This window comes from Bacillus sp. DB-2 (assembly GCF_003315125.1).
Lineage (GTDB): Bacteria > Bacillota > Bacilli > Bacillales > Bacillaceae_G > Bacillus_A > Bacillus_A mycoides.
The window spans coordinates 184,794-208,177 of record NZ_QNRN01000010.1 but is presented as its reverse complement, the minus strand read 5'-3'; the positions used below and the strand labels follow the sequence as shown (position 1 = coordinate 208,177).

Below are 23,384 nucleotides of genomic sequence, written 5' to 3'. Positions count from 1 at the left end.
TGTATGAATGGAGTGAAAAAGGAAAATCCATTCAAATAGAAAAGCTATCAAATGATCTTTGCATCAGAACCATAAAAGGTGTTCTAAAGATATACTTCTTCAAAACACCTTTTTATTATTTCAACATTAATAGCATTATTTTTTCCATTTCTGCTTTGTTTACATTCCTATCAAGCACTGTTTCTGCTCGATAGTCTAAGCCGCGATTGATAATGACTATTTGATATGCACTATTCTTTCCTTTTGCGGGAATAATCATTTCCAATCGAATCAAGTGTATCCTCTAGCCCGAAAAAACTTTTTCATATGTAACATTTAATAATATACTTACTACTTATAGCTCCTACACATTACAAGTCTTATCTCTTTTTTATTTAAAATTGATGTTTTTTTGCCATCGGTTCTATATATGTATTTAATATCCACGTTAATACTTTCCATACCTTTTGTTGGCTAGGTGGTAAATGAGCGTTATACACATAACTGTATTCAATCTGCTGTGTTGCACCACGATTTCGTTTGAACTCTCCAGCACCAGCACTACAATGACAAATTAAATCCTTTTCGATAGAATCCATTGTAATAAGGAGAGAAAGTATACGGTATAAGCCTTGTTGCTGGTCAGAGTTTGTATTATAGCCAAGGATTGGAGTTGTCATAACTCCATCCCTAATAAAATAAGCAATGACACCATCAATTGTATCCCCTTTTTTTATGACCTTTATCTCAAATAAACGATGCTGAAGAGCATTCCATAAATAAGCGGGTGTAAACATTGGGTTATGGACGGAATATTTTTCGATATATAGTTGATTGTATAACTGGGAAATTTGTAAAATATCATCTTTTGTTAATTCTTCATTCTTAATGATTTCATAATTGCTTTTCTCTAATAAACTTTTATCATTTAATAAGTCTTTTCGTTTTTTTCGATTCATTTTTTTATATTGTTTCGGATCAAATAAGTATATAGAACGAGACATGATTTTATTGTAACCTAGCGTAGATAGTGCTTCTGTCGTTACGGGATATAATTGGGTATTTAAAGAGCGAAATAGAATTGTATGCTCTGGAAATTTCTCAACAAATAAATTCGTAATTTGTTCGATTTGTTGTTCGTTGATAGAGTGATAAAGATTTGTTGAAAGCATCCAATTATTTACGACAATTACTTTATTAATATTCGTTCGTCGTAGCCAACTTCCCATAAGATGAATCGGATAGGTTAATAGCTTCTCTAGCCATGGTTTTTTCAACTCCCATAGCTCTTCTAATGCATAAGATATGTAATGTGTATAAGGAGAACATACATATGAATTTTCGAACTCTGCATTATTAAGAGTAACTGGCAAGATGAGATCATCGATTTCTAATAGAAAGAGCTCCGTGTTAACATTTTCAATAAATGCTGTAACGCCCTTTTGAAAAAGAGGCAGGAAACTATCTCGCACATATGCCCCATCTTTTTTTGATTCCCAATCAATACTATGCAAGGAATGAACATCATGTAACTGAATCATTTATGTTCACCACGCCTTACAAGACTTTCTATTCTTTTTAATTTTTTATCATATACTTGAATATCGTAATGTGAAAAGAAGAACTGTGGTATCGCACACTTTTTAGTAGCCCACAGTGTATGTAATTCTTGCATTACCTTTGATTGACATAATTCGAGATTTTCAGGTAGTGCTTTAAGTTTAATTTCAATTTTGTCTACGCTATGCTGTATTACTTTAAATTCTTGAATGTCACTAGATGCAAACAAAATTGCTCTTCTAATGAAATCTGGAAAAATAGATATTTCTTTATTATCCAATTCATTTATTCCAATAAATATATCGTCACATCGACCATCAATTCGTTCTAATGCTAAGAAAGGTGAACCACAGCTGCACGGCGTTTTTTTCTCAATTAATATGTCATTGAGACGATAGCGTATAATAGGCTGTGTTTTCCTCATGAAATCAGTAATAATGGGAACGAATATCCCTTTCTCTTGATCTAAGTATTCTTTTTCAATATGAATGAGATCTTCATTAATGTGTAATGTCCCCTGCTTGCAGGTGGTAGCAAGAAAACCTTCTGTACATTGGTAAACTTGGTGTACTGTTTGCTTAAAAGTTGCACGAATAAAGTCTCTATCAATATCTTCAAGCACTTCTGCTACAGAGATAATTTTTTGGGGACAAATCGTAATCAGTCCTTCTTGCTGCCAGTAAGCGATTTTCCGTAACATAGACGGAGGTGCAATTAAAATAGATGGCTGTATTTCATTTAATCGCGTGATATGCTGCTGAAACGAGTCTAGTAAATCAAAAAAATGAAATGAGATTCGCTTATTTTTTGTCGCTTCGTATAAATTGCTATTTGCACGTAAGAAAAAAGCAATCGTGTGTTTATGTAGAATGCTAGAAGGAAGCACCTTTCCAATAATCGAGCCAGCCCACAACGTTTGTTCTTCCTCGGAAACGAGAAAAACTCCACGATTCCCACTAGTTCCTGAGGATAAACCGATAGTTATATTACGAATGGTTGGCGAGAAATTCCGGGTCTTTTCTGCTTCAAATGCTACATGAAACGCTTCTTCCTTTGAAATATGGACTGTATTTAATGTATCAAAATGTTCCATCATTACTTCTTTATCAATAATGGGGAGTGCAGACAAATTCCCCTTTTGAATTTCATTTAAAAACGGCGTATATAACTGGCGATAAAAAGGAGACGCCTCTATCGTGAACAAAAGTTGTTTTTCTATTTGTTGTTTATGAAACTGTTCCAACTGTTTGCGATTTGAAAATCTCAAGCCATATTTTGTTTTCAAGTATCGCTTGAGAATCCGTAGTTTATTCATAGTACACCCCTGCTTTAATTTTATCCCATGTATGTTCACAATGAGTTGGTACAATTTCAATCTCAGGTGATGTTTGTGATAAATGGTGTAACTTCTCAATATTCTTTTGGTAAGACTTTGGATCGCTAGTTAAAAGGTTGGCAATCTTACTAGGAAATACAAGGTTTTGATAAGTTTTACTTAGCCACACTGCGTCTGCACAAAGAAAGACAATTTTTTCACTCTGTAAATGGACGAATAAACCGAATTGTCCCGTTGCATGTCCTGTTAAGTCAACAGCAAATAATGAGCCATCATCAAATACATCATACCCCTCTTCAAACTTTCCATATGTAGAAGGTAAGTTAAGGGATGGAGTTTGATCAATGAATGACATCCTTTTTTCTAAATCCATCGGCAGTGTATCTTTTAGACACCCTTTTAATAGAGCACCAAATTTACTTCTCTTTTTAATATCCTCATAAGCTTTTGCGAAGGTTAGTATTTTCGCTTTTGGAAAGTCAGGTAAACCAGCTGTATGATCGCCATGAAAATGAGAAAGAATAATATATTTAATTTCTTCTGGCTGAATACCATCAAGAAGAAGTTGCTGTTTAATAGATTGCTCTTCCGTGAAATGAACAGGCGTAAGTTTTGCATATACAGAGTAAGGGAATTTTTTTGTCGCCTCCTTAAAATGTCCCGCATATCCAGTATCAAATAAAATATATCCTAATACTGGATGCTGGAGTAACCCTACTGTAGCAGGAAAACATATTTGTTTCCAACTGCCCCTGGAGTATGCAATTTTTTCTGGATGTGTGCAATATCCTGTATCATATAGCTTTAAAGATTTGATTTTCATTGTATTTTCCACCAGTCTACAAATTTTGTAATTCCTTCTTCTATACTGATCTTTGGAGCATATCCTAGTTCTTCTTTAGCTTTATCAATATTTAATGTCTGGTTTTTTGAAAGGACACTAACAGTATATTTTGTGAGAATAGGTTCTTTTCCGAATAAAATAGTTTTTGAGATTCCTTCTAGTATAGCAGCTAGTGTAAAAGCAGTTTTGTAGGAAATTTTTTTATATTTTACTTCCTTATCAAGACGCTTCATTACATTTTCTATGACCTCATATAAATTTACACGTTCGTCATTTGTTATATTGTACTTTTGTCCTAATGTATGTTTTGGGGAATGCATACAAAGAAGTAAAGCATCTACAACATTCTCAACATATGTAATATCAACAAGAATATTTTCTGTACCAATTCTCGGTAAGGCACCTTTTTCACATACTTTAATAAGACGCGGAAGAATAGCGTTATCTCCTGGTCCGAATAAAGCGCGCGGGCGTATTGTGATAACAGGTAAACCATTCGTGAAAGCTTGATCAATAGCTTGTTCAGCCATGTACTTCGTTGTCGCATAATGATTTACAAATGTACCAGGAAGTTTCGCGTTTTCTACTACATTTTGTCGCTCATCATAATAGAAATAAATACTTGGTGTTGATACGTGGATAAGGCGTTTTATACCGTACTTTTGACTTCCCTCGATAATATGTTTCGTTCCTAACACATTCGCATTATAAAAATCTTCATATTTGCCCCAAGGAGAAGAAAGTGCGCCGCTATGAAAGATATAATCCTTATCTTTACAAACTTGTAGCACACGATCCCTGTCTTCAAGAGGACAATGAACAAACTCGATTCCATTTTGTTCTAATACCTTACCGATTGTTTTATTTCTTCCCGTTGCCGTTACTTCATAACCCATATTCTTCAGTCGAAAGGCGAGTTTTTGTCCTAGAAATCCCGTTCCTCCAGTTACTAGCATTTTCATAAATCTTCACCATCCCACGATATGTCATATGTTGTTTGCTCTAAAATAGTCCGTTCATGCTTATAACTTTCACGCCATAATTTATACATGCTAAAAAACTGATAAAAAAATGGTTTCCAATCATTGTGACGATAAACGATATCTGGATAAGAGCATAGAACTTTTAACCATCGCTTACGTTTTTGTTTACTTTTTAAATACGGAAATCCATATAAAAACATTGCTAACCGAATTGCACACTCCGAATTTTGTTTTGGAATGAGTGTATTGTTTACTGTTTCATTAAAGAAAGCGGGCAATATTTTCTCATCGAATAAATGTAATCCACTTGTAGTACGTGGATTACATTCAATCGGAATCGCATCTCCATCCTCTGTAACGATAAAATCAAAAGCAATTTGTCCTGAGAAATCTAGCTCTTTTACAATATGTCTAACAAACTGATCAATTTTAGGATGATTCATATGCTTAAACGCAATGGTAGCGCCTAAACCTGCCGTAAATTCCGTTTTATACGTAGAGTGAGCTAACACTTCCCCAGATTGTGCAAAACTATAGGAACAATGCTGCGTCCCTTGTATAAACTCTTGCATAATATAATTCGACTTATCTATCATGCTTTCTTTTAGAGCATCCTCTTTTGTAATAAATTCCACTTTATCAGAGAAACGGGAGAAAATCGGCTTTCGTACAAAAAGAGTATTAGCTGGTGTTTTGTGCATCATTGAACTTATCGCTTCTTCATTATTTATTCTATATGTTGCAGGTACTTGCCACCCTAAATTCGCTACTAACTGAATAAATTCCCACTTATTATGCAGTAATGAAAGTTTTTGAAAATCATCTACTAATACATGACAAAATGCGCTTAACTCTTCTCTATATTTAGATATATAAAATATTTCTTCACAAGTAGGAATAAGCAAATCCACATTGTGACGTTGAATAATGGATAGTAGCGCACGGATACTTTCATTTGTTTTCCACTTTGGAGAAGGAATTTCATAAAAATAATCCGTACTCTTTGAAACTTTACTTAATGGATAAGGAATACTATCTGCAATAATAACGGTATGTCCGGCGTTATGAAACAGTCTACATAAATGCAGAGTTGCTGGTGCACGTGCCCCTGTAATTAATACTATTTTCTTAGTATTCAAGAAGGATGCCCCCGATAGAAAGTCCCGCAGAAGTACCTAGTAATAATATTTTATTTCCGCGTTGCACTTTCTTTTGCTTAATCGCTTCGAAAAGGGCAACTGGAATAGATGCGGAAATCATATTACCGTAGTCTTCAAAAATGGTCATAAAGCGCTCTTCATCAACCCCTAATTTTTTACGAATTAGTCTCATAGCTGGTCCACTTGCTTGGTGAGGAACAATTAAATCAATATCTGCTAGAGAATAACCAGTATCCATAAGTAATTTTTCGATAAACTTCAACAGATACTTAGAAGATAGTTTAAAAATAGCTCTTCCATTCATATCGAACAAGAAGTCTTCTTTTCGTTCTTCGCTATACTCCCTAGGATGAATCATCGTTCCACCGCCACGAATTTCTGATAAATGTGCACCAGAGCTATATGTTTCCATATGGGAAGCAATAATAGAAGATGTATGATCGCCTTTTGTTATGACAACAGCTGCCGCACCGTCACCGAATAAAATGCTGCTTTCATTTTGTCCCCAATTTAATCCCACAGAAGAAATTTCAGAAGAAATGATAACAACATTTTTGTATCTCCCGCATTCAATTGCGTAAGAAATTGTATCAAATGCTGTTATGAAACTTAGGCATGTTGAGTTGATATCAAAACATGGAATACCAGAGTGCTGTAGTTCAAGCTGTTCTTGAATAAGTGATGCAGTAGAAGGAATTGCCTGTTGAATCGTTCCGCTTCCGCAGATGATACAATCGATATCATCCCACGTTAGCTGAGCATCTTCTACAGCTTTTTTTGCAGCTTCAGCACCCATATAAGAAGATGTTTCACCATCAACATAGTATCGTGTTTTTACCCCAGCTTTTTTTAATGTCCAGCCTTCTGGCACATCTAGCATACGATCTATTTCAAAAGAATTTACTTTGCGTTTTGGAAGATATGTGCCAATTCCTTTTATTCTAATATATCTTTTCATTCTCTATCGCCTCTTAATCTTTTTATAAATTTTAAAATTCTGTTATACCTGCATATTATTATGGATACATACAGAAATTCTCTCATGAAATTCAAGTACTCCCTTAGAGCCCTCTAGTAATGTTTCTCTGTAAAAAAAAGAGCAAGTTCTCAAGTAGAGAATTTGCTCTTTTTGCATGAGGACCCTTCAAATATATAATGTAGAAAAAACTTTTATATCAATCTAGTCATATTATAACAATTATATGGAAATTTTTATTAGTTTTTCATAAAATAATTAAAATATGCACAATCATAGAATGGACATGCAAGTAATGAACTTATCTTTCACCAGCAATTCCTGTTTAATAATTACATAAAAAAACTTCCAATGTATTGACTCAGTTACTAACATATAAACTATTACAACATCATACAAAGTAATGCTAGGATGTTATATTTATTCGGATTCATATCTTTTTCTCCTCGTATTTGTTTAATATAACTAAAAGATGTTCTAAGGATATAAATCTTCAAAACACTTCTTTATTATTTCAGCATTGAAAGCATTATTTTTTCCAGTTCCGCTTTATTTACATTCCTATCAAATTCTGCTTCCCCTGGATTGTCTAAACTATGATTAATAATGACAATTTGATACGCACTATTTTTCCCTTTTGCAGGAACAATCATCTTCATACCTTGTAAATTACTATGTGAGTTATGAGTAGAGTAGGATATTTGATTTCCTTCTAATTCGTACTGTTCAATGTTTTCTTCTACAACAAATAAATGATGGAACGGATCTTTACTTTCTCCGAATACTTGTGATTGAGAAATTGTATAATTTCCTTTTCCGTTCGTATATTCTAATTCAATAACTAATTCTGGCTTTCTCTTACGATAATAACTCACCTTTTCGTCTTTTGGAGTATATCCTTTAATTGTATAAGTTGGCTTTTTAATTTGGAAATCAACATGTTGCTGCGCTTCTTCCACTGTATATGTTAGATACTTCCCTACCTTATCCTCATAAGGAGTAGATTTATTACGAAGTTCATTTAATTTTTCACGATTTTCTGCACTTAAGCGCTCTTCTTTAACCTCTTTTATATCCCCCTGGAAATTTTCAGGTACGTTTAATTTAACTAATCCTTTTTTCTCGATATGTAATACCTCTTTATATAACTGCACATACTTCTCAAATTCTTCTTTTGTTAAAGCCTTTTCAGCAAGGTATAAAAAGTCTGTTCGACTTTCATATGTCCTTTTGGAGAAACCCCACTCTTTTCTCGCATTTTCTTCTGTACCAAATAGCCTATCTACAGCATTTTGGAAAGCATCTTTAGATTTTTGACTTTTTTCTATCGCTTGTCCCTTCTGCCTTTCATCTCCTTCTATTTCACGTGCATTGAATAAAGAAATAGATGCAATAGCAACTATTGCAATAATTCCAAGCGCAGACCAGCGATATGATTTCTTTTGGAATTTCTTAATCATAAGAATTCTCCTTTTTAGCGTTCGTTTATTTCTACTTAAATTGGCTAGATTCGGTGCTTGATAATAACTTGAATAATGTTCTAAAAGAGTAATAATTGTATGTCCATATGCAATTTGTTCCTCTGATTCTATAAAGGTAAGCGCAAATGCATCACAGGCTAGTTCTTGATCTTCTCGCATACATGAATAGGCATACCAAAGAATCGGATTAAACCAATTTAAGATGATTAAACTATACAAAACCCAATTTACAGCTATATCTCTTCGTTTCATATGAGATAGCTCATGGTAAAAAATATATTGTAGTTGTTGCTCATTCAATATTTTCATATGTCTGCTTGATAATAATACTCTCGGGCGAAAAAGCCCAAAAACAGTCGGACTTGAGATTTTCCCAGCCAACCGTAATGGAATTTGCTTCTTAATTCCCATAGATTGTTTACAGTTTTCAAAAATCCCAACAATTTTTTCATCCGTAATATTGGGTTGCTTTTTTATGTAAGAATATAATCGTCTATTCGTAATACAAGTTATCGTTGCTAGAATAGCAACTCCAAAAAGCCAAATATATAACGTAACTTTATAAACGGAAAGTGTAGTATCTTCTTTCTTTTTATTACTATCTATTTGGTCACTCTCTTTCATTACATTTACGGAGTTAGATTTGTGACTATCTCCTTTTGTAGTTACTGAATGATTCGTTTTATCTTCTAACACGCTTTTTTGTTGTATAGCTGGAGTAGTATCCTTTTGAAAAATCTCAGACACGCCAGAGCTATATGAAAGAAGAGAATAAATACTGTAGGAACTATCTGGTGACCATGGTAATAGAAGTCTTACAATTAAAATCATCCATAACATGTACTGCCATCGCGGAGTTATCTTATTTCTAAGCAAGATTTTGACACATAAGATTAAGCCGACTAATATACTTGCCATAATGGATGTTTCTATCACCCAATCAAAAAATCGAGGTAGATAGACGTTTACAAACATATCTATCATCATTATCTATCCTTCCTCTGATTTTCCTCAGACTTCTCATCCAGAATATGTTTGAGTTCGTTAATGTCTTCTGAAGATAGTTTTTCTTCCTTTAAGAAATTCACAAGTAAAGGTTTAAATGCCGCACCATAGAAACGTTTGAGGAGGGATTTTGTTTCTACTTGTAGATATCTATCTTGCGACACTAAAGGATAATATGCATACATACGCCCTTTATCTTGCTGGTAAGAAACAGCTTCTTTTTGGACTAATCGATTAATAAGCGTTCGAATCGTTTTCGGTTTCCAGTCCATTGTTGCCTCTAACGCTTCAATCACTTCATTCGCTGTTTGGGGAAATTTTGACCAAAGAACCTTCATGATTTCCAATTCAGCTTCCGATATTTTAGGTAATTCTTTCATTGTATAAAATTCCACTCCTTGTATTACATTTGTAATCTATAATTAAATATTACAAATGTAATCCTTGATTGTCAACCATATTTTGGTTTTTTAAATACATTTCCATAAAACTTTAGAATTTTACCCAAAAAAATAATGAAAATACGCTATTCTTTTTGTAGAAATATATAGAAAGGATGGCGTTTTTTATGAGTCTTTCGATTCAAGAAGAGTTTCATTTGTTCGCTGAAGAACTACAGCGATATCTATCTCCACATATTCTTCAACAACTTGCACAAGAGACAGGTTTTGTAAAACGTAAAAGTAAGTATGGCGCACGAGATTTGGCTGCTTTATGTATCTGGATTAGTCAACATGTAGCAAGTGATTCCCTCACTCGATTATGTAGTCAACTTTATGCAAATACAGCTACACTCATGAGTCCAGAAGGACTTAATCAACGTTTTAACCGATGCGCTATTTTATTTCTACAGCGTATATTTTCTCTTTTAGTCAAAAGCCAACTAAACGATTCGTCTCAAATCCAAAACCAATATACTTCTTATTTTCAACGTATACGTATTTTAGATGCTACTATTTTTCAAGTCCCTAATCATTTGGCTACTATTTATCCTGGTTCAGGAGGATGTGCACAAACAGCCGGTATTAAAATTCAGCTAGAGTATGATTTACATAGTGGAAAATTCCTCAATTTCCAAATGGAACCAGGTAAAAATAATGATAAAACCTTTGGTACAGATTGTTTAGATTCCTTACGTCCAGGAGATTTATGTATTCGAGATTTAGGATACTTTTCTCTAAAAGATTTAGACCAGATGGATCAACGAGGTGTATTCTATGTTTCACGGTTGAAATTAAATAATAGAGTATATGTAAAAAATGATTCTCCAGAATTCTTTCGGGATGGGACAGTAAAAAAGCAATCCCTATATGTTTTACTTAACCTTGAAGATATTATGCATCAGATAAAACCAGGAGATACTTATGAAATTCGGAATGCCTATATTGGGCAACAAAAATTACCCTCACGAGTTGTGATATACAGACTGACATCGACTCAAACTCATAAACGTAGGAAACAGCAAACCTATGTTGAAAAGAAAAAAGGAGTTACATACTCTGAAAAAAGTAAACGATTAACAGAAATCAACGTTTATATTACCAACATACCATGGGAAATTGTTCCGATGGAACAGGTTCATGATATCTACTCACTACGTTGGCAAATAGAGATTGTATTTAAAACATGGAAATCTCTTTTTGGTATCAATCATTGTCACAATATTAAGCGAGAGCGTCTAGAATGTCATCTTTATGGACAGTTAATCGCTATTTTTCTTTGTTCTTCCACTATGTTCAAAATGCGACAGCTGTTACTACAGAAAAAACAAAAAGAATTAAGTGAATATAAAGCAATTTATATGATTCAAGATCATCTGTACTTAGTATATGAAGCTATACAAAAAGACACCCAAGAAGTATCAAAAATTTTCCGTTTTTCTGTTTGCCCTCTTACAGAAAAACGGACGGAAATCCCATCGATATGAGAAAAAGACAGTCTTTGATATTTTAGGCGTCATTTATCAGTACACTGTATCTAATCTAAAGCAGAAAACTGCATAATCTTTAAAAATACACCTTATCAAGGTGTATTTGGAATGCGTATTTTTAAAAACAAATAAACAAAATATCAAGCATGTAGGCAACAAGAACGGAAGTTCATCGAATACCCAACCTTAGCTTGATGGGCATGGGGTACCGCCAGTATTTCGGAAAAAAACCATGCTAAGAGCATTCAAGATTTTATACAGTTTTTCGGCTAATCCAATAACAAACGAGAACCCTAAAACCCACGCCAGGATAGGAATGTATAAAATGATGCATAGAATAATACAAAAAGAAAACGCACAAACCCAATTGTATCAAAGGTTTGTGCGTTTTCTTTGCTACCGATAATAGGACGTTATTTTAATTAGGGTGTATAAAGTATGCATTCCATCCTTTCGGATCTTCTTCAACTAAAAGGCCCGATTATTGTATAAAAAGAAACCATTTTGTTTAATGAAAAATACTGATCTGCGAACCTTAATGTAACATATAATTTACATTAAGGAAATTATATGTTACATTAAGGTTGGAGGATATGCTATGAAAAATAACGTAAAGCTCGCCCGTGTAAAAGCGGAGTTAACACAGCAAGAACTTGCCGATGTCGTAGGTATTACTCGGCAAACAATCAGTTTAATTGAAAAAGGAAAATATAATCCATCATTAAAATTGTGCCTACAAATTTGTTATGCGGTGAATGCCAAATTAGATGAGATTTTTTGGATTAATAGGGAGGAATTCGAATGAAAAAAATCACTGATGAACGACTAATAGTACAAAATTTACAACACATAAAAATAGCTTATATAGTACAAACAATCGGGGTTCTCAGTATTCTTGGCTATGAAGTCTTTAAAGGGGGCATAGAAGGAATGACAAAGAACCCACTATGGATGGTTTTCATGCTTACTTCCATTATCTACAGTTATCTGAACATGAGTGTTAGTGTAGAGCATGAAAGAAAGCTAAAAAATCCAGTAAAGTCGTTAATTATTAGTCTCATTGTGGTCACAATCATTGCACTTGTTTTTGCCATCCTTACGTCCATTACCCCAAACTTCAACTGGGTCAACGGTTTATTGATAGGAGGAATTATATTTATTTGTGGAGTTATCCCTGTTTCTTATGTGTACCGTCTTAGGATTAAACAAGAAAAAGATCTGGAGCAAAATGACTAAGCAATACCGATAACGATAATTATGTAAACGAGCTGTCTATATGGGCAGCTCATTGTATTTTTTGCTTAGCGTGAGTTTATTCAAAAATGCTAGCGATATCCCTAAATAAAAAGACGTGCTGTTTTATCCAGCATGTCTTTTTATTTACTCCTATTTAGATTATTTGCAACATCAGTACAATGAAGTTCATCACTGCGTGAACAATATAAGAAACTAATAATTGATTTGAACGTTTATATACGAAGGCTAATACAACCCCAATACAGAAATACCCAAAGATAAATGGGAAATCAAAATGCATAATTGCAAAGAACAATGCACTGATTAAGATACTCCCTGTTTCTTGAAACTTCTTCATTAAAATATTCATGGTCGCATATCGAAATACCAGTTCCTCTACTAACGGGGCAAGAATTACAATTGATACAATCGCAATTGGTGATATCACTGCAGCTGCGACTGTGCTAGATGTATTTTCTGATTGCGTAGATAACTGGAATAAACTTTTATCTAAAAAGCTACCAATCAGCTGTGCAAGAAAAACGAATACGATTCCAGCAAGAATCCACCTCCATGTGGATTTCGATAATTTGATTGATAGCCTAGGTTCTTTAATCCATTCTTTCTTATATAAAAGAAATATGATTCCTAGTGTAAGCAGAAACCCTATTAACTCCCAATGTACAAGGATCTCTTGAATCGCTTGTTGCTGATTCCCTTGAATATCATACCAACCTGTCTTAGCCAGTAATTGTACTCCTATAATTCCTACAAATTGAGTCATAACAAAATAAATAAGAATGACATAACCTGATTTGTATATATTACTATTATTCATATTCTTGGATTCATCCTTTACCTTTTTCTCTAAAATAGCGTTTTTGTTTAAAAATTATCACCTTTGTTTGGTGATATTTATATATATAATGCATATACTTTTACTAACCAGTTACCTCTGTAATATATACTTAGTGCCATTTCTTTTTATCAAGACAGCAAACCCCTCCGTTTGTTGTCTTTTCATTCAAATAACGATTTTGTTAAAAATTTTTCACCTTTTAACTGGACAAGCATATGTTATTGTATGGAGACTCTCCACTCATAGAAAACTACCTTTCTTGTCGAAGAGCATACTTATATGTGTGCTCTTTTTCGCTTGTTATGAAATAAAGATTTCGTTCATTTTTTGATACATTTATGAAACATTCATGTGTTATCTTCAGTAAGTCCTTTTAAAAACAGAAAGATTTATTATGTAAAAGACCCTAGTCCCCTCTAGGGTTTTTTACGTTCAAATAAGGATTTTATTAAAAAACTGCACATACATTAAAATCATACATACATTAAAATCATACATACATTAAAATCATACATACATTAATCATGGTAAGCTTTTCGATAGGAGTCTTGGTCATAGAGCGCCTTAAAAAGCGCTCTTTATTTTTATAGTGACAGGCTCAATAACTCCAAGTAACGAATACAATATAAAAAATTCACTCATGAAAATCTGATTACGATTTTTTGAATTTTTTATATCTCATGAGACATTCACCTATCTTACTAAGAGTGCATATAAAAATGCGCTCTTTTTATTTGTTGTTAAATAAGAATTTTGTTATAAATTACAAACGACCATGTTTTGTTAAAAATTTTGCTAATTCATCCAAATATTCATTAGCAAAATCTGATGGTTCTTCATTAATATGACTAAGGATTGAAGCCAAGTTGTGATATGCAATTTCCGCTTCATCCAACTGCCCTTCTAAATAACCTTTTTTGTACTCATTACTTTCCATCCTTCATTCCACCTTTACTGTTATTACAGTGTTTTGGATTTAATAAATGTTGGCCAACTTTTTTCTCCCAAATAACTATTTTGTTAAAGTTCGATAGGTTCATTTAATTTAACTGGACCCGTATGACATATAACTTCTAAACATTCTCCTAACGAATTAATAACGGCGTTTATTACGTATTTGATTTCCGATTCACAATTAGTGCATTCCGTTTCGCCTGAGTTACTTGAAAACTCATGTGTATCTTGATCAACAAAACCGCAATACGGACATTCAACACCACCTTCATTTCTAACATCCGCATTAGGACTGTAGTTGATTTTAATTTCATCAACTGCTATATATTCACCGTACGCGCTGCAAGGCTTGTACAATTTACCCTCTATTTTTAAGATATTCTCGAAAAAATCGTTCTCCGTTGGTTTCATTTCTTTTAAAACTTCCATACTGCTATACTCTTTATCCCAAGCTCCAATTCCGTTTCTTTCGTATTTAACTATTTTTGTATACATATAAATTCCCCTTTTCGATTAATTTTTGTAAGGTTTCCAATCCCAACTGTCCAAATTGCATGTTTCCTTACCGTATACCTTACGACCACGACCTTGCTCGACTTCAGTTATTTCGTACCATTTGCCAGTATCATCATCTTTAACAACACCTTTACTTGGCTTGTAAGAGAATGAAAACACCCTTTCGCCATCTACATAAAATGGATACATCATAGTCCCCCTTTCCGACCAAATAACGCTTTTATATGAAAATCGTACACAGTTTTGACACATCAGCCACCGCAATTACTTGAAAATTCGTGATAATATTAATTTGTTGAATTCGCCAAGTTTCGACATTATACAACAATATCTCTCCTAAAAAGTCCCTGTCCCCGCAGGGATTTTCTCTTTTATTTATTACTTTTGGTTATACTGAATCCCCATCCTGAATGAAATTCAAATTATATATTATTAAAACCTACCAAAATATAATCTGTATATAAAAATTTTATGATTTATGAACCGAAATATTCTTTTCCTACTAATCTCACGCTGCCTGCAGGTGTTTTAAACCTATTTCTAACGCACCCGTTCCACCAAACCCTTGATTAAATAGAAGCGGGACATCATACTTCTTTGCGTATTCCTTTGCTACATCAATAGAGACATGTCCACATGCACCTTTCTGCACGACAATGACATCACATTTTTTAATGACACTACGAAAAGTCTTCTTTACGCCACCATGATTCTTTCCGTCATGAAAAATCACCTGACAATCTCTTTTTTTCGCTAGTTTTTCTAACGTCCTACCATTTGATCCACCTAATACTAGAATTGTATTCATTCCCACTCACTCTCCTTATTTTTCTTTTTTGTGTATGTACTTGGTGTTGTTAACAATACAAGCGTACAAACTACAATATTCATGATTATTAAACCTACTATTAATACAATTGCGAAAATAGGTAACAACATCATAAAAATAAAAGCACTTACGACCAAGCATACAAAGATGAACCCATTACTCATGTCTTCATAACCGTCTAACCCTTGCACTATATTTAAGCTATGCATCCAAACCGTGATACTGTCCCAATGTTCTACTAATAGATATCCTCCCCCCAAAAACAAAGCCCATCCGAATAATGTCCCTAAAAATCCTGATCCCCTTCCAGAAGAATATCCCGCAAAAAAGTTTGCTGCTGTTCCAAATAACATTCTCATTTTTTCTTTCCTCCATATCTATTTCAAATCAGTTATATATATAGATTTCATTTAGCTATGGTTTTATTATATCAGAAAATTATGAATATTCAATAAATATTTTTAGGGTACTCTTTATTTTTTTTAGAAAGGGTTGTGTTTTTTCTTCCACAACCCTCATGTTCCACTTAATCCACTGGTACTTCTTCTTGCCCGTGCGGAATTTGTTCAATTGGTGTTACAATTTGTGCATATTGATTGACTTGCACTTTAAATTGACGTGGTTCAAGGAAATTCACTTGTTGAATTTGAACTTCAATGTGGTACGTATCTACTTTTTTTCCGCGTTCTATTTTTGTAATACGAGCATTATAGAATTTATCTCCATGCAGGAAATATCGTTGTACAGCTTCTGTAGCAAGCATGCGCTCATTACTTGTCATTTTCATTGGCTCAATACCAAATCCAGCTTTTGTAAACAAATATGGTACATCATAACTACTGGAAGATATTTTTCGTAGTAAGTCTTCTACTGTTCTTGTTTTCGCGATATATTCCTCTTCTTTTGTATCAAATTCCTTTGGCTTATCTCCAAGCATCTCTATTTCATCTTGATTTACTTGTTCTTCCTCTTGTACTTGTGATTTCATCATGTAACGATGAATGGTATTATAGGTAGCTACACCTAGCACTAAAACTATGACCCCCAATACCACCAAGTACTTACGAGGCATATTGGACAAAATATTGATTACTTTCTTCATCTTCTCTCATCCTTTATCAGTCTATAACATTACGAATTTGAGTCATATGTTGTCCTCTTGCCGTATAGTTTAGACCTGTAATTTGTACACCCTTATCATCACCAATATGAATCATTTTCTGGTTCCCCATATAAATTGCAACGTGTCCTGGGTTTTCATAGAAGATGAGGTCTCCTGGTTGTGCATGATTGATGTCTGTTACTTGTTTACCTTGTCCAACTTGAGCACCTGTCCACTCTCCAAGTTGCACACCTATACTTGTTCTAAAGACATACTGCGTAAATCCTGAGCAATCTGAAGTGCCACCCGGTGGATTACGATTCCCTAATACATATCTCACTTTTCCTTGTCCAAGCCATTTTTTCGCTTCTGCTAGTACCTTTTGTCTTTTGTCATTCGTTATAACAGGAGAACCGCCTGATGATAATCCCGGATCATCATTTTTCTTAAAGAATTTCATTGGATCTGTTGGTTGGTCGTTAATACGAATCTGGAAGTCTAAATGGACAGCGTATCCATTCATATTAAGTAAACCAGTATCTTTATTATAGTTAGAACCGCCCATCTCCCCAATGATTTGTCCTTTTGTTACCATGGTTCCTGGTGCAACTGATATTTTACTCAAATGTAAGTAACGAGATACAATACCATTTCCATGGTCTACATAGACACCTAGACCGCCACCGTTTACATTTCCTGTTTGGTTTGTTACAATACCTGCTTCCATTGACCATACAGGATCTCCAGCTTTTCCAGCAGTCATAGCTCCAATATCAACAGCATTATGTTGTTTTCCACCACGAAAAGCATCAAACGTATCTGTAATACGACCTGATTTCGTTGGCCATTTCCAACCTTTATCAGAAATCCATTCGCCTGATGCATCCGCCACACAACCCAAATCTTTGTAATATTTCAAAACTTTGGAAACGTATGTAAAATCCCCGTAGCACGCTCCGACTTTGGTTCGGAAGTTATTAGAGTCAGAACAACCACCCGGATTTAAATGTGCCTTACTTCTTGAGAATTCAATGGCTGTTTCCTCTGAATAACCGCCTTTTGCTAATGCATAGCTAATAAAACCACTCCCAAAATTATATGACTGTAAGGCGAGAGCGACGTCACCATTCGCTTGTCCTAGCACATCTTTAAATTCCTGTACTCCTGCTTCAATAGAAATATTCGGATCTGTAATACACCCCATTCGAGCATTTCCCTTTACACCTATACAAGATGGACTCAAGTCTCCATAATGTCCCTCTGATGCTTGCATCGGGTCATTTCCTGCTCCAGCTGATTCCTGCATCATTTGAGCTGCCAGAATACCAACATATTGAGCAACACCATGTTTTTCTGCCATCTCTTTAATTTTGGGAAGATAACCTGTTACTTTTTCATTGATATTAACAGGCTCTCCACCAGGACTAACAGAACCTACGCACATGCCCCCGATAAATCCACCAGTTGGGGCTAGATGTCCATACATTCCCTCTAACATCCCTGCAGCTACTATCTCACGCGCGCGATCTTTTTGACTCTCACTAAATTTTGCAAGTTCCATCGCTTTCTCTAGCCCATGAGAAGAGGTTGTCACCTTTTTACTACCACTAGCATTAATCTCATCTATTTTTTTCTTAAAATCTGTATCTCCTAAAATCTTTTTTACATCTGGTCCGGAGTAACTCTCAGATTTTGTTTTTTGCATCTCCTTTTTCTTTTTTTCACAAGGACCGTTTGGTCCTGCCTCGCATACCTCTTTTTCCGTATATTCTTCATATTGGATATCCAAAAAATATGAAATGGCATCATGTGGATCTTTACCGGTGAGGTCATTATCATAACGCGCCATGTCAAAAGCGACAACCTCTTTCCAATCCACATTTAAAGCCATCGCTACTTCCATATACTTTTTCACTTGTTCTTCTGTTTTACTTTCATCTTTTGTAAACGGTACAAGAGATGCTAAAATGACACACACCACAATAATCAGCGACATAATGATAGCTGCAGGTAATCCAACCGCGGCTAATATTGACCCTACAATTTTAAGCGTTGCCTTTTTTAGCAGTTTGGCAGCAGCTTTCGCTGCCGCCTTTCCTGCTTTTCCTGCCAATTTTGCCATTTTCCCGCCAGCTTGCATCCCTTTTTTCTTGATAAAGTGAGACGCTACATCTTTTAAGGGATTGCTTTTTTTCTGTTCATTTGGATCGTTTGGGTTCTGACTCATAGACTTGTCACACCATACTTTCCATGCTCATCATTTCGTCTTTTTCGTTGTGCTAAACGCGGGTTTGGTGCAAATGGAATCAGATTTTGCGGGTCATGTTCTGATAAATTCAGTTGTGTCTCTGCACGTACTACTTCGTCCTGTATATGTGTAACCAAAATTTCTTCTTTTGGTTTAATACTGCTATCTTTTACTTCACAATTTCTTTCAATTCTTTGGTTTGTTTGTAAACGTGTATCTCCTTTTCCAAATGGTGAGATACGTGAAACTGTACCTTCTGTTGTGGTAGCCACCATATAACTACGGTCTCTTTCTACGACCATTTGTACATTCTTATATCCACCTTGATCTAAGTCAGACATATAGAAGTGGCCATTGTCTACCTTATGACTCACAGTAAGTGGTGGTTCACTTATCACTGGTTTTTGTTGTATTGGTCTTGGATTTTGATTTCCTACCAATTGATTTGGATTAGTATTAATCGAGCGATTTATACTAATTTTCCCACCACTTGAATCTTGTATATATGCTGGAGAAGCTTTCATACCATTTCGGTACTGTGTCAACTGCCCGTCTGCAATATTTAAATCTTGATATACCATTTGTCCAGAACGAATACTACTATCTCCACTACCATAACGAGATACAACCTGTGTCATTCCACTGGAATCTTTTGCTTCAATCCATGACTTATTATTCGTTGTAACTAGACGTACAGCGCCTTTGGCAACAGATTGCGTTCCTGTATGGTCTGTTGTTGTTGGTACCATTCTCTGAATCTCTTGAATTTCTTTTGCTTCAGTTTGAACTGCTTTATTGTACGGGTTATATTTACTTACCGTACGTGCAGCTGCTTGGTAAGCACCTGCGCCACCAATCACACCAGTAGCATAGCTTAATCCTTTTGTGACATTGTAATGGCGTTCTGCCGCGTTACCTCCTAATGAAGTATGAACAGCAGCTGCACTTCCACTTATCGCTTTTTGTACTGCATTCCCTCCTGCCTGCTGAACAGTATCTGACGCATTAAAGTATGCTTTTGATACGTTTTCTAATCCCCGTATATGCGCAAAGTGTTTGGCACCTTCCATCATACTTATACCTACCATCTTACTTTGCTGTGTCATACGTCCCACAGCTGAAGTGGGGACAGACATTTTGCCAGCACTTTGTGCAATACTTGCTACACCTGCAGACGCATCTGCATACGAACGTTGAATTTCAGAAACGGAAAGATTTCCTGCACGCGCCATACTCGCTTGCGTTTGTGTAGCTGCATACACAGCTTTATTGATTGCACCACCTGCAGCAACACCGTGTGATCTAACTCCTTGAATAGAACTTGTAATCCCAGAGCTTACTTGTTGGCTCACTGTCCCAAGGGTTGCATGACTCTGTAAACCTTTCGTTAATTGCGAAGCAAAAGCATCCTTATTGATATACGACTGGGCATGTAGACTCTTACCACTCGTATCTTTTGCTTGCACTGGCATCGCTCCAGTTTGTACTGCTGCTTGCTGGGCTACTGCTTTAAATTCACTTCCTTTTTGGTTTAGATGTGTCTGCCAAGCTTGCTCTTTTTGCGGTTGAGCCATGGTTGGAGACAAGTTTTTCATAAAGTTTGCCCTGTTCTCTCCTGCATACCCTTGTTTAAAGGATTCCGTAGAAGCTTGTACCAGGTTCCCAACATTACTTACTTGTTTTGCATTCTGGCTTCCATATCCACTTGTCAAACCATGTGTTTTCACGCCATTGACTGCCTTTTGAATGCCCGCAGTACTGGATACACCCATTGCATTTAAGTTTGGATTATTTTGTAACTGTTGTGATAAATGAGAAGCGAATGCTTCCTTATTCGCAAATTTTGTTCCATCTTTTTGCTGAACAATACCTGCTTGCTCTACAGCTTTTTGGGCATAATTTTCGAACCCTTGTACTTTGTGGCCTAAATGCTTGTTCCATGCCGCTTCTTTTTCTTGTTGTGGTAAATTCGCAGGCAATTGCTTCATAAATCCAGCCTTATGATCTGCAGTATATGCTTTCTTAAATGCAGCAGTAGAAGCACCGACAAGAGCACCAACTTGTCCCATATTTTGATGGCCACTTTCTAACGTTTCTCCTTTTACTCCTTCAACTGCTTTCCCGACTTTTCCTAATGCAAGTTGAGAAGCAAAAGAATCTTTATTCACATAGGATTTATCAAACAAGTTATTTCCTTGCTTATTTGGATTGCTTTGTAATTGTTGTGATAACTGAGAAGCAAAAGCTTCCTTATTGGCATAGCTAGTCCCATCTTTTTGTTGTACAATCCCTGCTTGTTCTGCAGCTTTCTGTGCATGATTTTTAAATCCTTGGACTTCCTGACTCAAATGTTTGTTCCATGCCGCCTCTTTTTCTTGTTGTGGTACACCTGCAGAAAATTGCTTCATAAATCCAGCCTTATGATCTGCATCATACGCCTTTTTAAATGCAGCAGTGGACGCCCCAACAAGAGAGTCTACTTGTCCCATGTTTTGATGACCACCCTCTAGTGTTTCTCCCTTTACCCCTTCAACTGCTTTTCCAAGTGCAAATTGAGAAGCCAATGTATCAACAGGCATAGCCCCCGCTTTTATTGCCGCTTGTTCTGCATGATTTCTAAACCCTTGTACTTTTGAATTAAGATGGCCGTTCCATTTTTTCTCTTTTTCTTCCGCCGACATATTTTCTGGCAGTTGACTCATAAACGCGTCTTTATGATCTGCCTCATATCCCTTTTGGAATGCGTTAGTCGTAGCATTTACTAGATCTCTAGCGTTTCCATATGGTGTAGCGTTTTTCTTCATACTTTGTAAATCTTGGTTACGCTGATTTTTGAAACGAGACATTTGATCACTATTGGTTTTCGCTACTTTCTTAGCAATTTCTGCATCGGAAGCACCAGGAAATGCTTGTTTTAATCGACTCGTAACTGCTGAATCAGGATTATCCGCTTTCCAAGATTCAAAATCTTTTGTAGCTAAATCCTGTGCAATATCTTCATCCGTTAGTTCTGGATAAGATTCACTATTTAACCCATTATAAGTATCTGTACCCTTCTTCACACTTGAACCAATATGTTTCCCTAACGCTACAGCTCCTTCGCCTACTGCACCAGCAGTTCTTCCAGCAACCGCACCAGTAATTTCACCCGCTTTACTACCGACCATTGTCCCTATTGCCATTCCTTCTGGTCCAAGCCCTGATCCTGCGGCCATACCCGCAAGTCCCGTTGCCGCTTTACCAATTGAACTTCCAATTTGCCCTGCTTTTAACATACGAGCTGCACGAGATGTTGTACCAATATCTGTTCCTAAATTCGCTCCCAATGCATTTTTGGGATTGTCAGCATCTTCTTTTGTCTCTTCTTTATTCCCTTTATCATTAGGTTTCGCTTTCGAATTACGGTAGTCATCACGAACACCTTTAACCAGCCCAGCCACACTTGCTAAGGCCCCCATACCCATCATCGTACCCGCTTTATGAATACCACCTGATGCATTGGTACTAAGACCAATAAAACTTTTCACAATCTCACCTATTGGGATAAACATAGCAAGTAACATTAATTTGAGTAACGGACTATTTGCTGCTCCAATTAAAGAAATAATGAGCCATAAAGTAATTGCATGAATCGCTTGTATGAACACTGCCCCCATAAATTCACGTATCCAATATAATGTCTGTTGTTTCTTTTGTGGGAACAGCCACATACCTACCATTAAAGGACCCATTAACATTAAGACATATAGTGACACCGCACGCATTAAATAGTAAAAGTTTGCCCAGATGATGAGACCAGCCTCTATAAACAAACCAAATATAATAAACATATAGTCGTTTTCATGACCTTTCAGACTCAGCTCAGTAATTGTAAGTCCAGCCCCACCAAATCCAGGCTGTAGAAATTTAGTACCCTTATCCGGGTCAAAATTCCCACCACTTACTCCATTGATAGCGTCTCTGAACTCTACTATTACCCACGAATTGATATCAAATATAAGAGTATAGAAGTAATCCAAATGCCAAAGACAAATCGAGATAATCATTAAATCTTTCGCATACTCTATTAATGCCGTTCGATTATTCGGATTAATAGCTGTCGCTGAATATTTTGCTGCTGTAATCACTACACTGATGAGGACACAAAAAGCAACAAGCTTAAACATGACAGGCATACCTGTGTCTAATACTTTGGTTAGGGAATCTCCCGAAAATAAGAAATCTAAATTTGTCCCTTTTCCTTCTGTCCCATTCCCCCCAAACACTAAGACTGGAAGAGGATCTAAAGTCGCATAAACCGGACCAAGAAAAGCCTTCACTAAAACAATAATTAGGCCTCCGACCCACTCTACTATTTTCTCAAGCATAATTTCACCTTCCTTTTCA

Annotated in this window: 20 protein-coding genes and 1 pseudogene; 3 read left to right on the top strand and 18 right to left on the bottom strand. The window is 35.6% G+C overall.

Annotation, left to right across the window (positions count from 1 at the left end; all coding sequences use genetic code 11):
- Window positions 1-115 precede the first annotated feature (115 nt).
- The 9 genes from DET63_RS30320 to DET63_RS18455 form a co-directional block, all read right to left on the bottom strand.
- Window positions 116-274 (bottom strand): hypothetical protein, encoded by a 159-nt coding sequence (locus DET63_RS30320; RefSeq protein WP_181777933.1) that lies wholly within the window; start codon window positions 272-274, stop codon window positions 116-118.
- A 100-nt stretch (window positions 275-374) separates the two neighbouring features.
- Window positions 375-1,520 carry a hypothetical protein gene (locus DET63_RS18490; protein WP_113937438.1) on the bottom strand — a complete coding sequence of 382 codons (1,146 nt, stop codon included), beginning with the start codon at window positions 1,518-1,520 and terminating at the stop codon, window positions 375-377.
- Window positions 1,517-2,854, bottom strand: coding sequence for a F390 synthetase-related protein (locus DET63_RS18485; protein WP_113937437.1), 1,338 nt, complete (start codon window positions 2,852-2,854; stop codon window positions 1,517-1,519). Before DET63_RS18485 ends, DET63_RS18490 begins: the two co-directional genes overlap by 4 nt.
- Window positions 2,847-3,698: an MBL fold metallo-hydrolase gene (locus tag DET63_RS18480; RefSeq protein WP_113937436.1), complete on the bottom strand. Its 852-nt coding sequence runs from the start codon at window positions 3,696-3,698 to the stop codon at window positions 2,847-2,849. Before DET63_RS18480 ends, DET63_RS18485 begins: the two co-directional genes overlap by 8 nt.
- Window positions 3,695-4,681, bottom strand: coding sequence for an NAD-dependent epimerase/dehydratase family protein (locus DET63_RS18475; protein WP_113937435.1), 987 nt, complete (start codon window positions 4,679-4,681; stop codon window positions 3,695-3,697). Before DET63_RS18475 ends, DET63_RS18480 begins: the two co-directional genes overlap by 4 nt.
- Window positions 4,678-5,841, bottom strand: coding sequence for an ATP-grasp domain-containing protein (locus tag DET63_RS18470; RefSeq protein WP_113937434.1), 1,164 nt, complete (start codon window positions 5,839-5,841; stop codon window positions 4,678-4,680). Before DET63_RS18470 ends, DET63_RS18475 begins: the two co-directional genes overlap by 4 nt.
- Window positions 5,831-6,820 (bottom strand): beta-ketoacyl-ACP synthase III, encoded by a 990-nt coding sequence (locus DET63_RS18465; RefSeq protein WP_113937433.1) that lies wholly within the window; start codon window positions 6,818-6,820, stop codon window positions 5,831-5,833. The genes DET63_RS18470 and DET63_RS18465 overlap by 11 nt, the downstream gene beginning before the upstream one ends.
- 527 nt (window positions 6,821-7,347) lie before the next feature.
- Window positions 7,348-9,303, bottom strand: coding sequence for a M56 family metallopeptidase (locus DET63_RS18460; protein ID WP_113937462.1), 1,956 nt, complete (start codon window positions 9,301-9,303; stop codon window positions 7,348-7,350).
- Window positions 9,304-9,305: 2 nt separating this feature from the next.
- Window positions 9,306-9,704: a BlaI/MecI/CopY family transcriptional regulator gene (locus tag DET63_RS18455; protein ID WP_113937432.1), complete on the bottom strand. Its 399-nt coding sequence runs from the start codon at window positions 9,702-9,704 to the stop codon at window positions 9,306-9,308.
- Window positions 9,705-9,892: 188 nt separating this feature from the next.
- On the opposite strand from DET63_RS18455, the pseudogene DET63_RS18450 reads away from it, so the two are divergent.
- The 3 genes and pseudogenes from DET63_RS18450 to DET63_RS18440 all read left to right on the top strand — a co-directional run bounded on the left by DET63_RS18450 (window position 9,893) and on the right by DET63_RS18440 (window position 12,490).
- A pseudogene (locus tag DET63_RS18450) lies at window positions 9,893-11,327 on the top strand (IS4 family transposase).
- A gap of 525 nt (window positions 11,328-11,852) precedes the next feature.
- Window positions 11,853-12,059, top strand: coding sequence for a helix-turn-helix transcriptional regulator (locus DET63_RS18445; protein WP_016121334.1), 207 nt, complete (start codon window positions 11,853-11,855; stop codon window positions 12,057-12,059).
- Window positions 12,056-12,490, top strand: coding sequence for a hypothetical protein (locus tag DET63_RS18440; RefSeq protein WP_113937431.1), 435 nt, complete (start codon window positions 12,056-12,058; stop codon window positions 12,488-12,490). The genes DET63_RS18445 and DET63_RS18440 overlap by 4 nt, the downstream gene beginning before the upstream one ends.
- 154 nt (window positions 12,491-12,644) lie before the next feature.
- Here the strand turns inward: DET63_RS18440 and DET63_RS18435 are convergent, their stop codons facing one another.
- The 9 genes from DET63_RS18435 to DET63_RS18400 form a co-directional block, all read right to left on the bottom strand.
- On the bottom strand, window positions 12,645-13,328 hold the full coding sequence (locus DET63_RS18435; RefSeq protein WP_113937430.1) for a CPBP family intramembrane glutamic endopeptidase: 684 nt from the start codon (window positions 13,326-13,328) through the stop codon (window positions 12,645-12,647).
- Between the two features lie 784 nt (window positions 13,329-14,112).
- Window positions 14,113-14,286: a hypothetical protein gene (locus DET63_RS30315; RefSeq protein ID WP_181777932.1), complete on the bottom strand. Its 174-nt coding sequence runs from the start codon at window positions 14,284-14,286 to the stop codon at window positions 14,113-14,115.
- A gap of 83 nt (window positions 14,287-14,369) precedes the next feature.
- Complete coding sequence (locus DET63_RS18430; RefSeq protein WP_113937429.1) at window positions 14,370-14,798, bottom strand: hypothetical protein; 429 nt, start codon at window positions 14,796-14,798, stop codon at window positions 14,370-14,372.
- Between the two features lie 18 nt (window positions 14,799-14,816).
- Window positions 14,817-15,011 (bottom strand): hypothetical protein, encoded by a 195-nt coding sequence (locus DET63_RS18425; protein WP_235661826.1) that lies wholly within the window; start codon window positions 15,009-15,011, stop codon window positions 14,817-14,819.
- A 316-nt stretch (window positions 15,012-15,327) separates the two neighbouring features.
- Window positions 15,328-15,627 carry a DUF2325 domain-containing protein gene (locus tag DET63_RS18420; protein WP_002169762.1) on the bottom strand — a complete coding sequence of 100 codons (300 nt, stop codon included), beginning with the start codon at window positions 15,625-15,627 and terminating at the stop codon, window positions 15,328-15,330.
- Window positions 15,624-16,007: a hypothetical protein gene (locus DET63_RS18415; RefSeq protein WP_113937427.1), complete on the bottom strand. Its 384-nt coding sequence runs from the start codon at window positions 16,005-16,007 to the stop codon at window positions 15,624-15,626. The genes DET63_RS18420 and DET63_RS18415 overlap by 4 nt, the downstream gene beginning before the upstream one ends.
- A gap of 167 nt (window positions 16,008-16,174) precedes the next feature.
- Window positions 16,175-16,750, bottom strand: a complete 576-nt coding sequence (locus DET63_RS18410) for a hypothetical protein (RefSeq protein WP_113937426.1) — start codon at window positions 16,748-16,750, stop codon at window positions 16,175-16,177.
- 16 nt (window positions 16,751-16,766) lie between these two features.
- A complete protein-coding gene (locus DET63_RS18405; protein WP_113937425.1) occupies window positions 16,767-18,977 on the bottom strand; it encodes a lysozyme family protein in 2,211 nt (736 codons plus the stop codon).
- Window positions 18,974-23,365, bottom strand: a complete 4,392-nt coding sequence (locus DET63_RS18400) for a TrbL/VirB6 family protein (protein WP_113937424.1) — start codon at window positions 23,363-23,365, stop codon at window positions 18,974-18,976. Before DET63_RS18400 ends, DET63_RS18405 begins: the two co-directional genes overlap by 4 nt.
- Window positions 23,366-23,384 lie beyond the last annotated feature (19 nt).

Coding starts and splice junctions, on each gene's coding strand:
- DET63_RS18490 (WP_113937438.1), bottom strand. CDS start 1,520: ATGATTCAGTTACATGATGTTCATTCCTTGCATAGTATTGATTGGGAA.
- DET63_RS18485 (WP_113937437.1), bottom strand. CDS start 2,854: ATGAATAAACTACGGATTCTCAAGCGATACTTGAAAACAAAATATGGC.
- DET63_RS18480 (WP_113937436.1), bottom strand. CDS start 3,698: ATGAAAATCAAATCTTTAAAGCTATATGATACAGGATATTGCACACAT.
- DET63_RS18475 (WP_113937435.1), bottom strand. CDS start 4,681: ATGAAAATGCTAGTAACTGGAGGAACGGGATTTCTAGGACAAAAACTC.
- DET63_RS18465 (WP_113937433.1), bottom strand. CDS start 6,820: ATGAAAAGATATATTAGAATAAAAGGAATTGGCACATATCTTCCAAAA.
- DET63_RS18460 (WP_113937462.1), bottom strand. CDS start 9,303: ATGATAGATATGTTTGTAAACGTCTATCTACCTCGATTTTTTGATTGG.
- DET63_RS18455 (WP_113937432.1), bottom strand. CDS start 9,704: ATGAAAGAATTACCTAAAATATCGGAAGCTGAATTGGAAATCATGAAG.
- DET63_RS18445 (WP_016121334.1), top strand. CDS start 11,853: ATGAAAAATAACGTAAAGCTCGCCCGTGTAAAAGCGGAGTTAACACAG.
- DET63_RS18440 (WP_113937431.1), top strand. CDS start 12,056: ATGAAAAAAATCACTGATGAACGACTAATAGTACAAAATTTACAACAC.
- DET63_RS18435 (WP_113937430.1), bottom strand. CDS start 13,328: ATGAATAATAGTAATATATACAAATCAGGTTATGTCATTCTTATTTAT.
- DET63_RS30315 (WP_181777932.1), bottom strand. CDS start 14,286: ATGGAAAGTAATGAGTACAAAAAAGGTTATTTAGAAGGGCAGTTGGAT.
- DET63_RS18430 (WP_113937429.1), bottom strand. CDS start 14,798: ATGTATACAAAAATAGTTAAATACGAAAGAAACGGAATTGGAGCTTGG.
- DET63_RS18425 (WP_235661826.1), bottom strand. CDS start 15,011: ATGATGTATCCATTTTATGTAGATGGCGAAAGGGTGTTTTCATTCTCT.
- DET63_RS18420 (WP_002169762.1), bottom strand. CDS start 15,627: ATGAATACAATTCTAGTATTAGGTGGATCAAATGGTAGGACGTTAGAA.
- DET63_RS18415 (WP_113937427.1), bottom strand. CDS start 16,007: ATGAGAATGTTATTTGGAACAGCAGCAAACTTTTTTGCGGGATATTCT.
- DET63_RS18410 (WP_113937426.1), bottom strand. CDS start 16,750: ATGAAGAAAGTAATCAATATTTTGTCCAATATGCCTCGTAAGTACTTG.
- DET63_RS18405 (WP_113937425.1), bottom strand. CDS start 18,977: ATGAGTCAGAACCCAAACGATCCAAATGAACAGAAAAAAAGCAATCCC.
- DET63_RS18400 (WP_113937424.1), bottom strand. CDS start 23,365: ATGCTTGAGAAAATAGTAGAGTGGGTCGGAGGCCTAATTATTGTTTTA.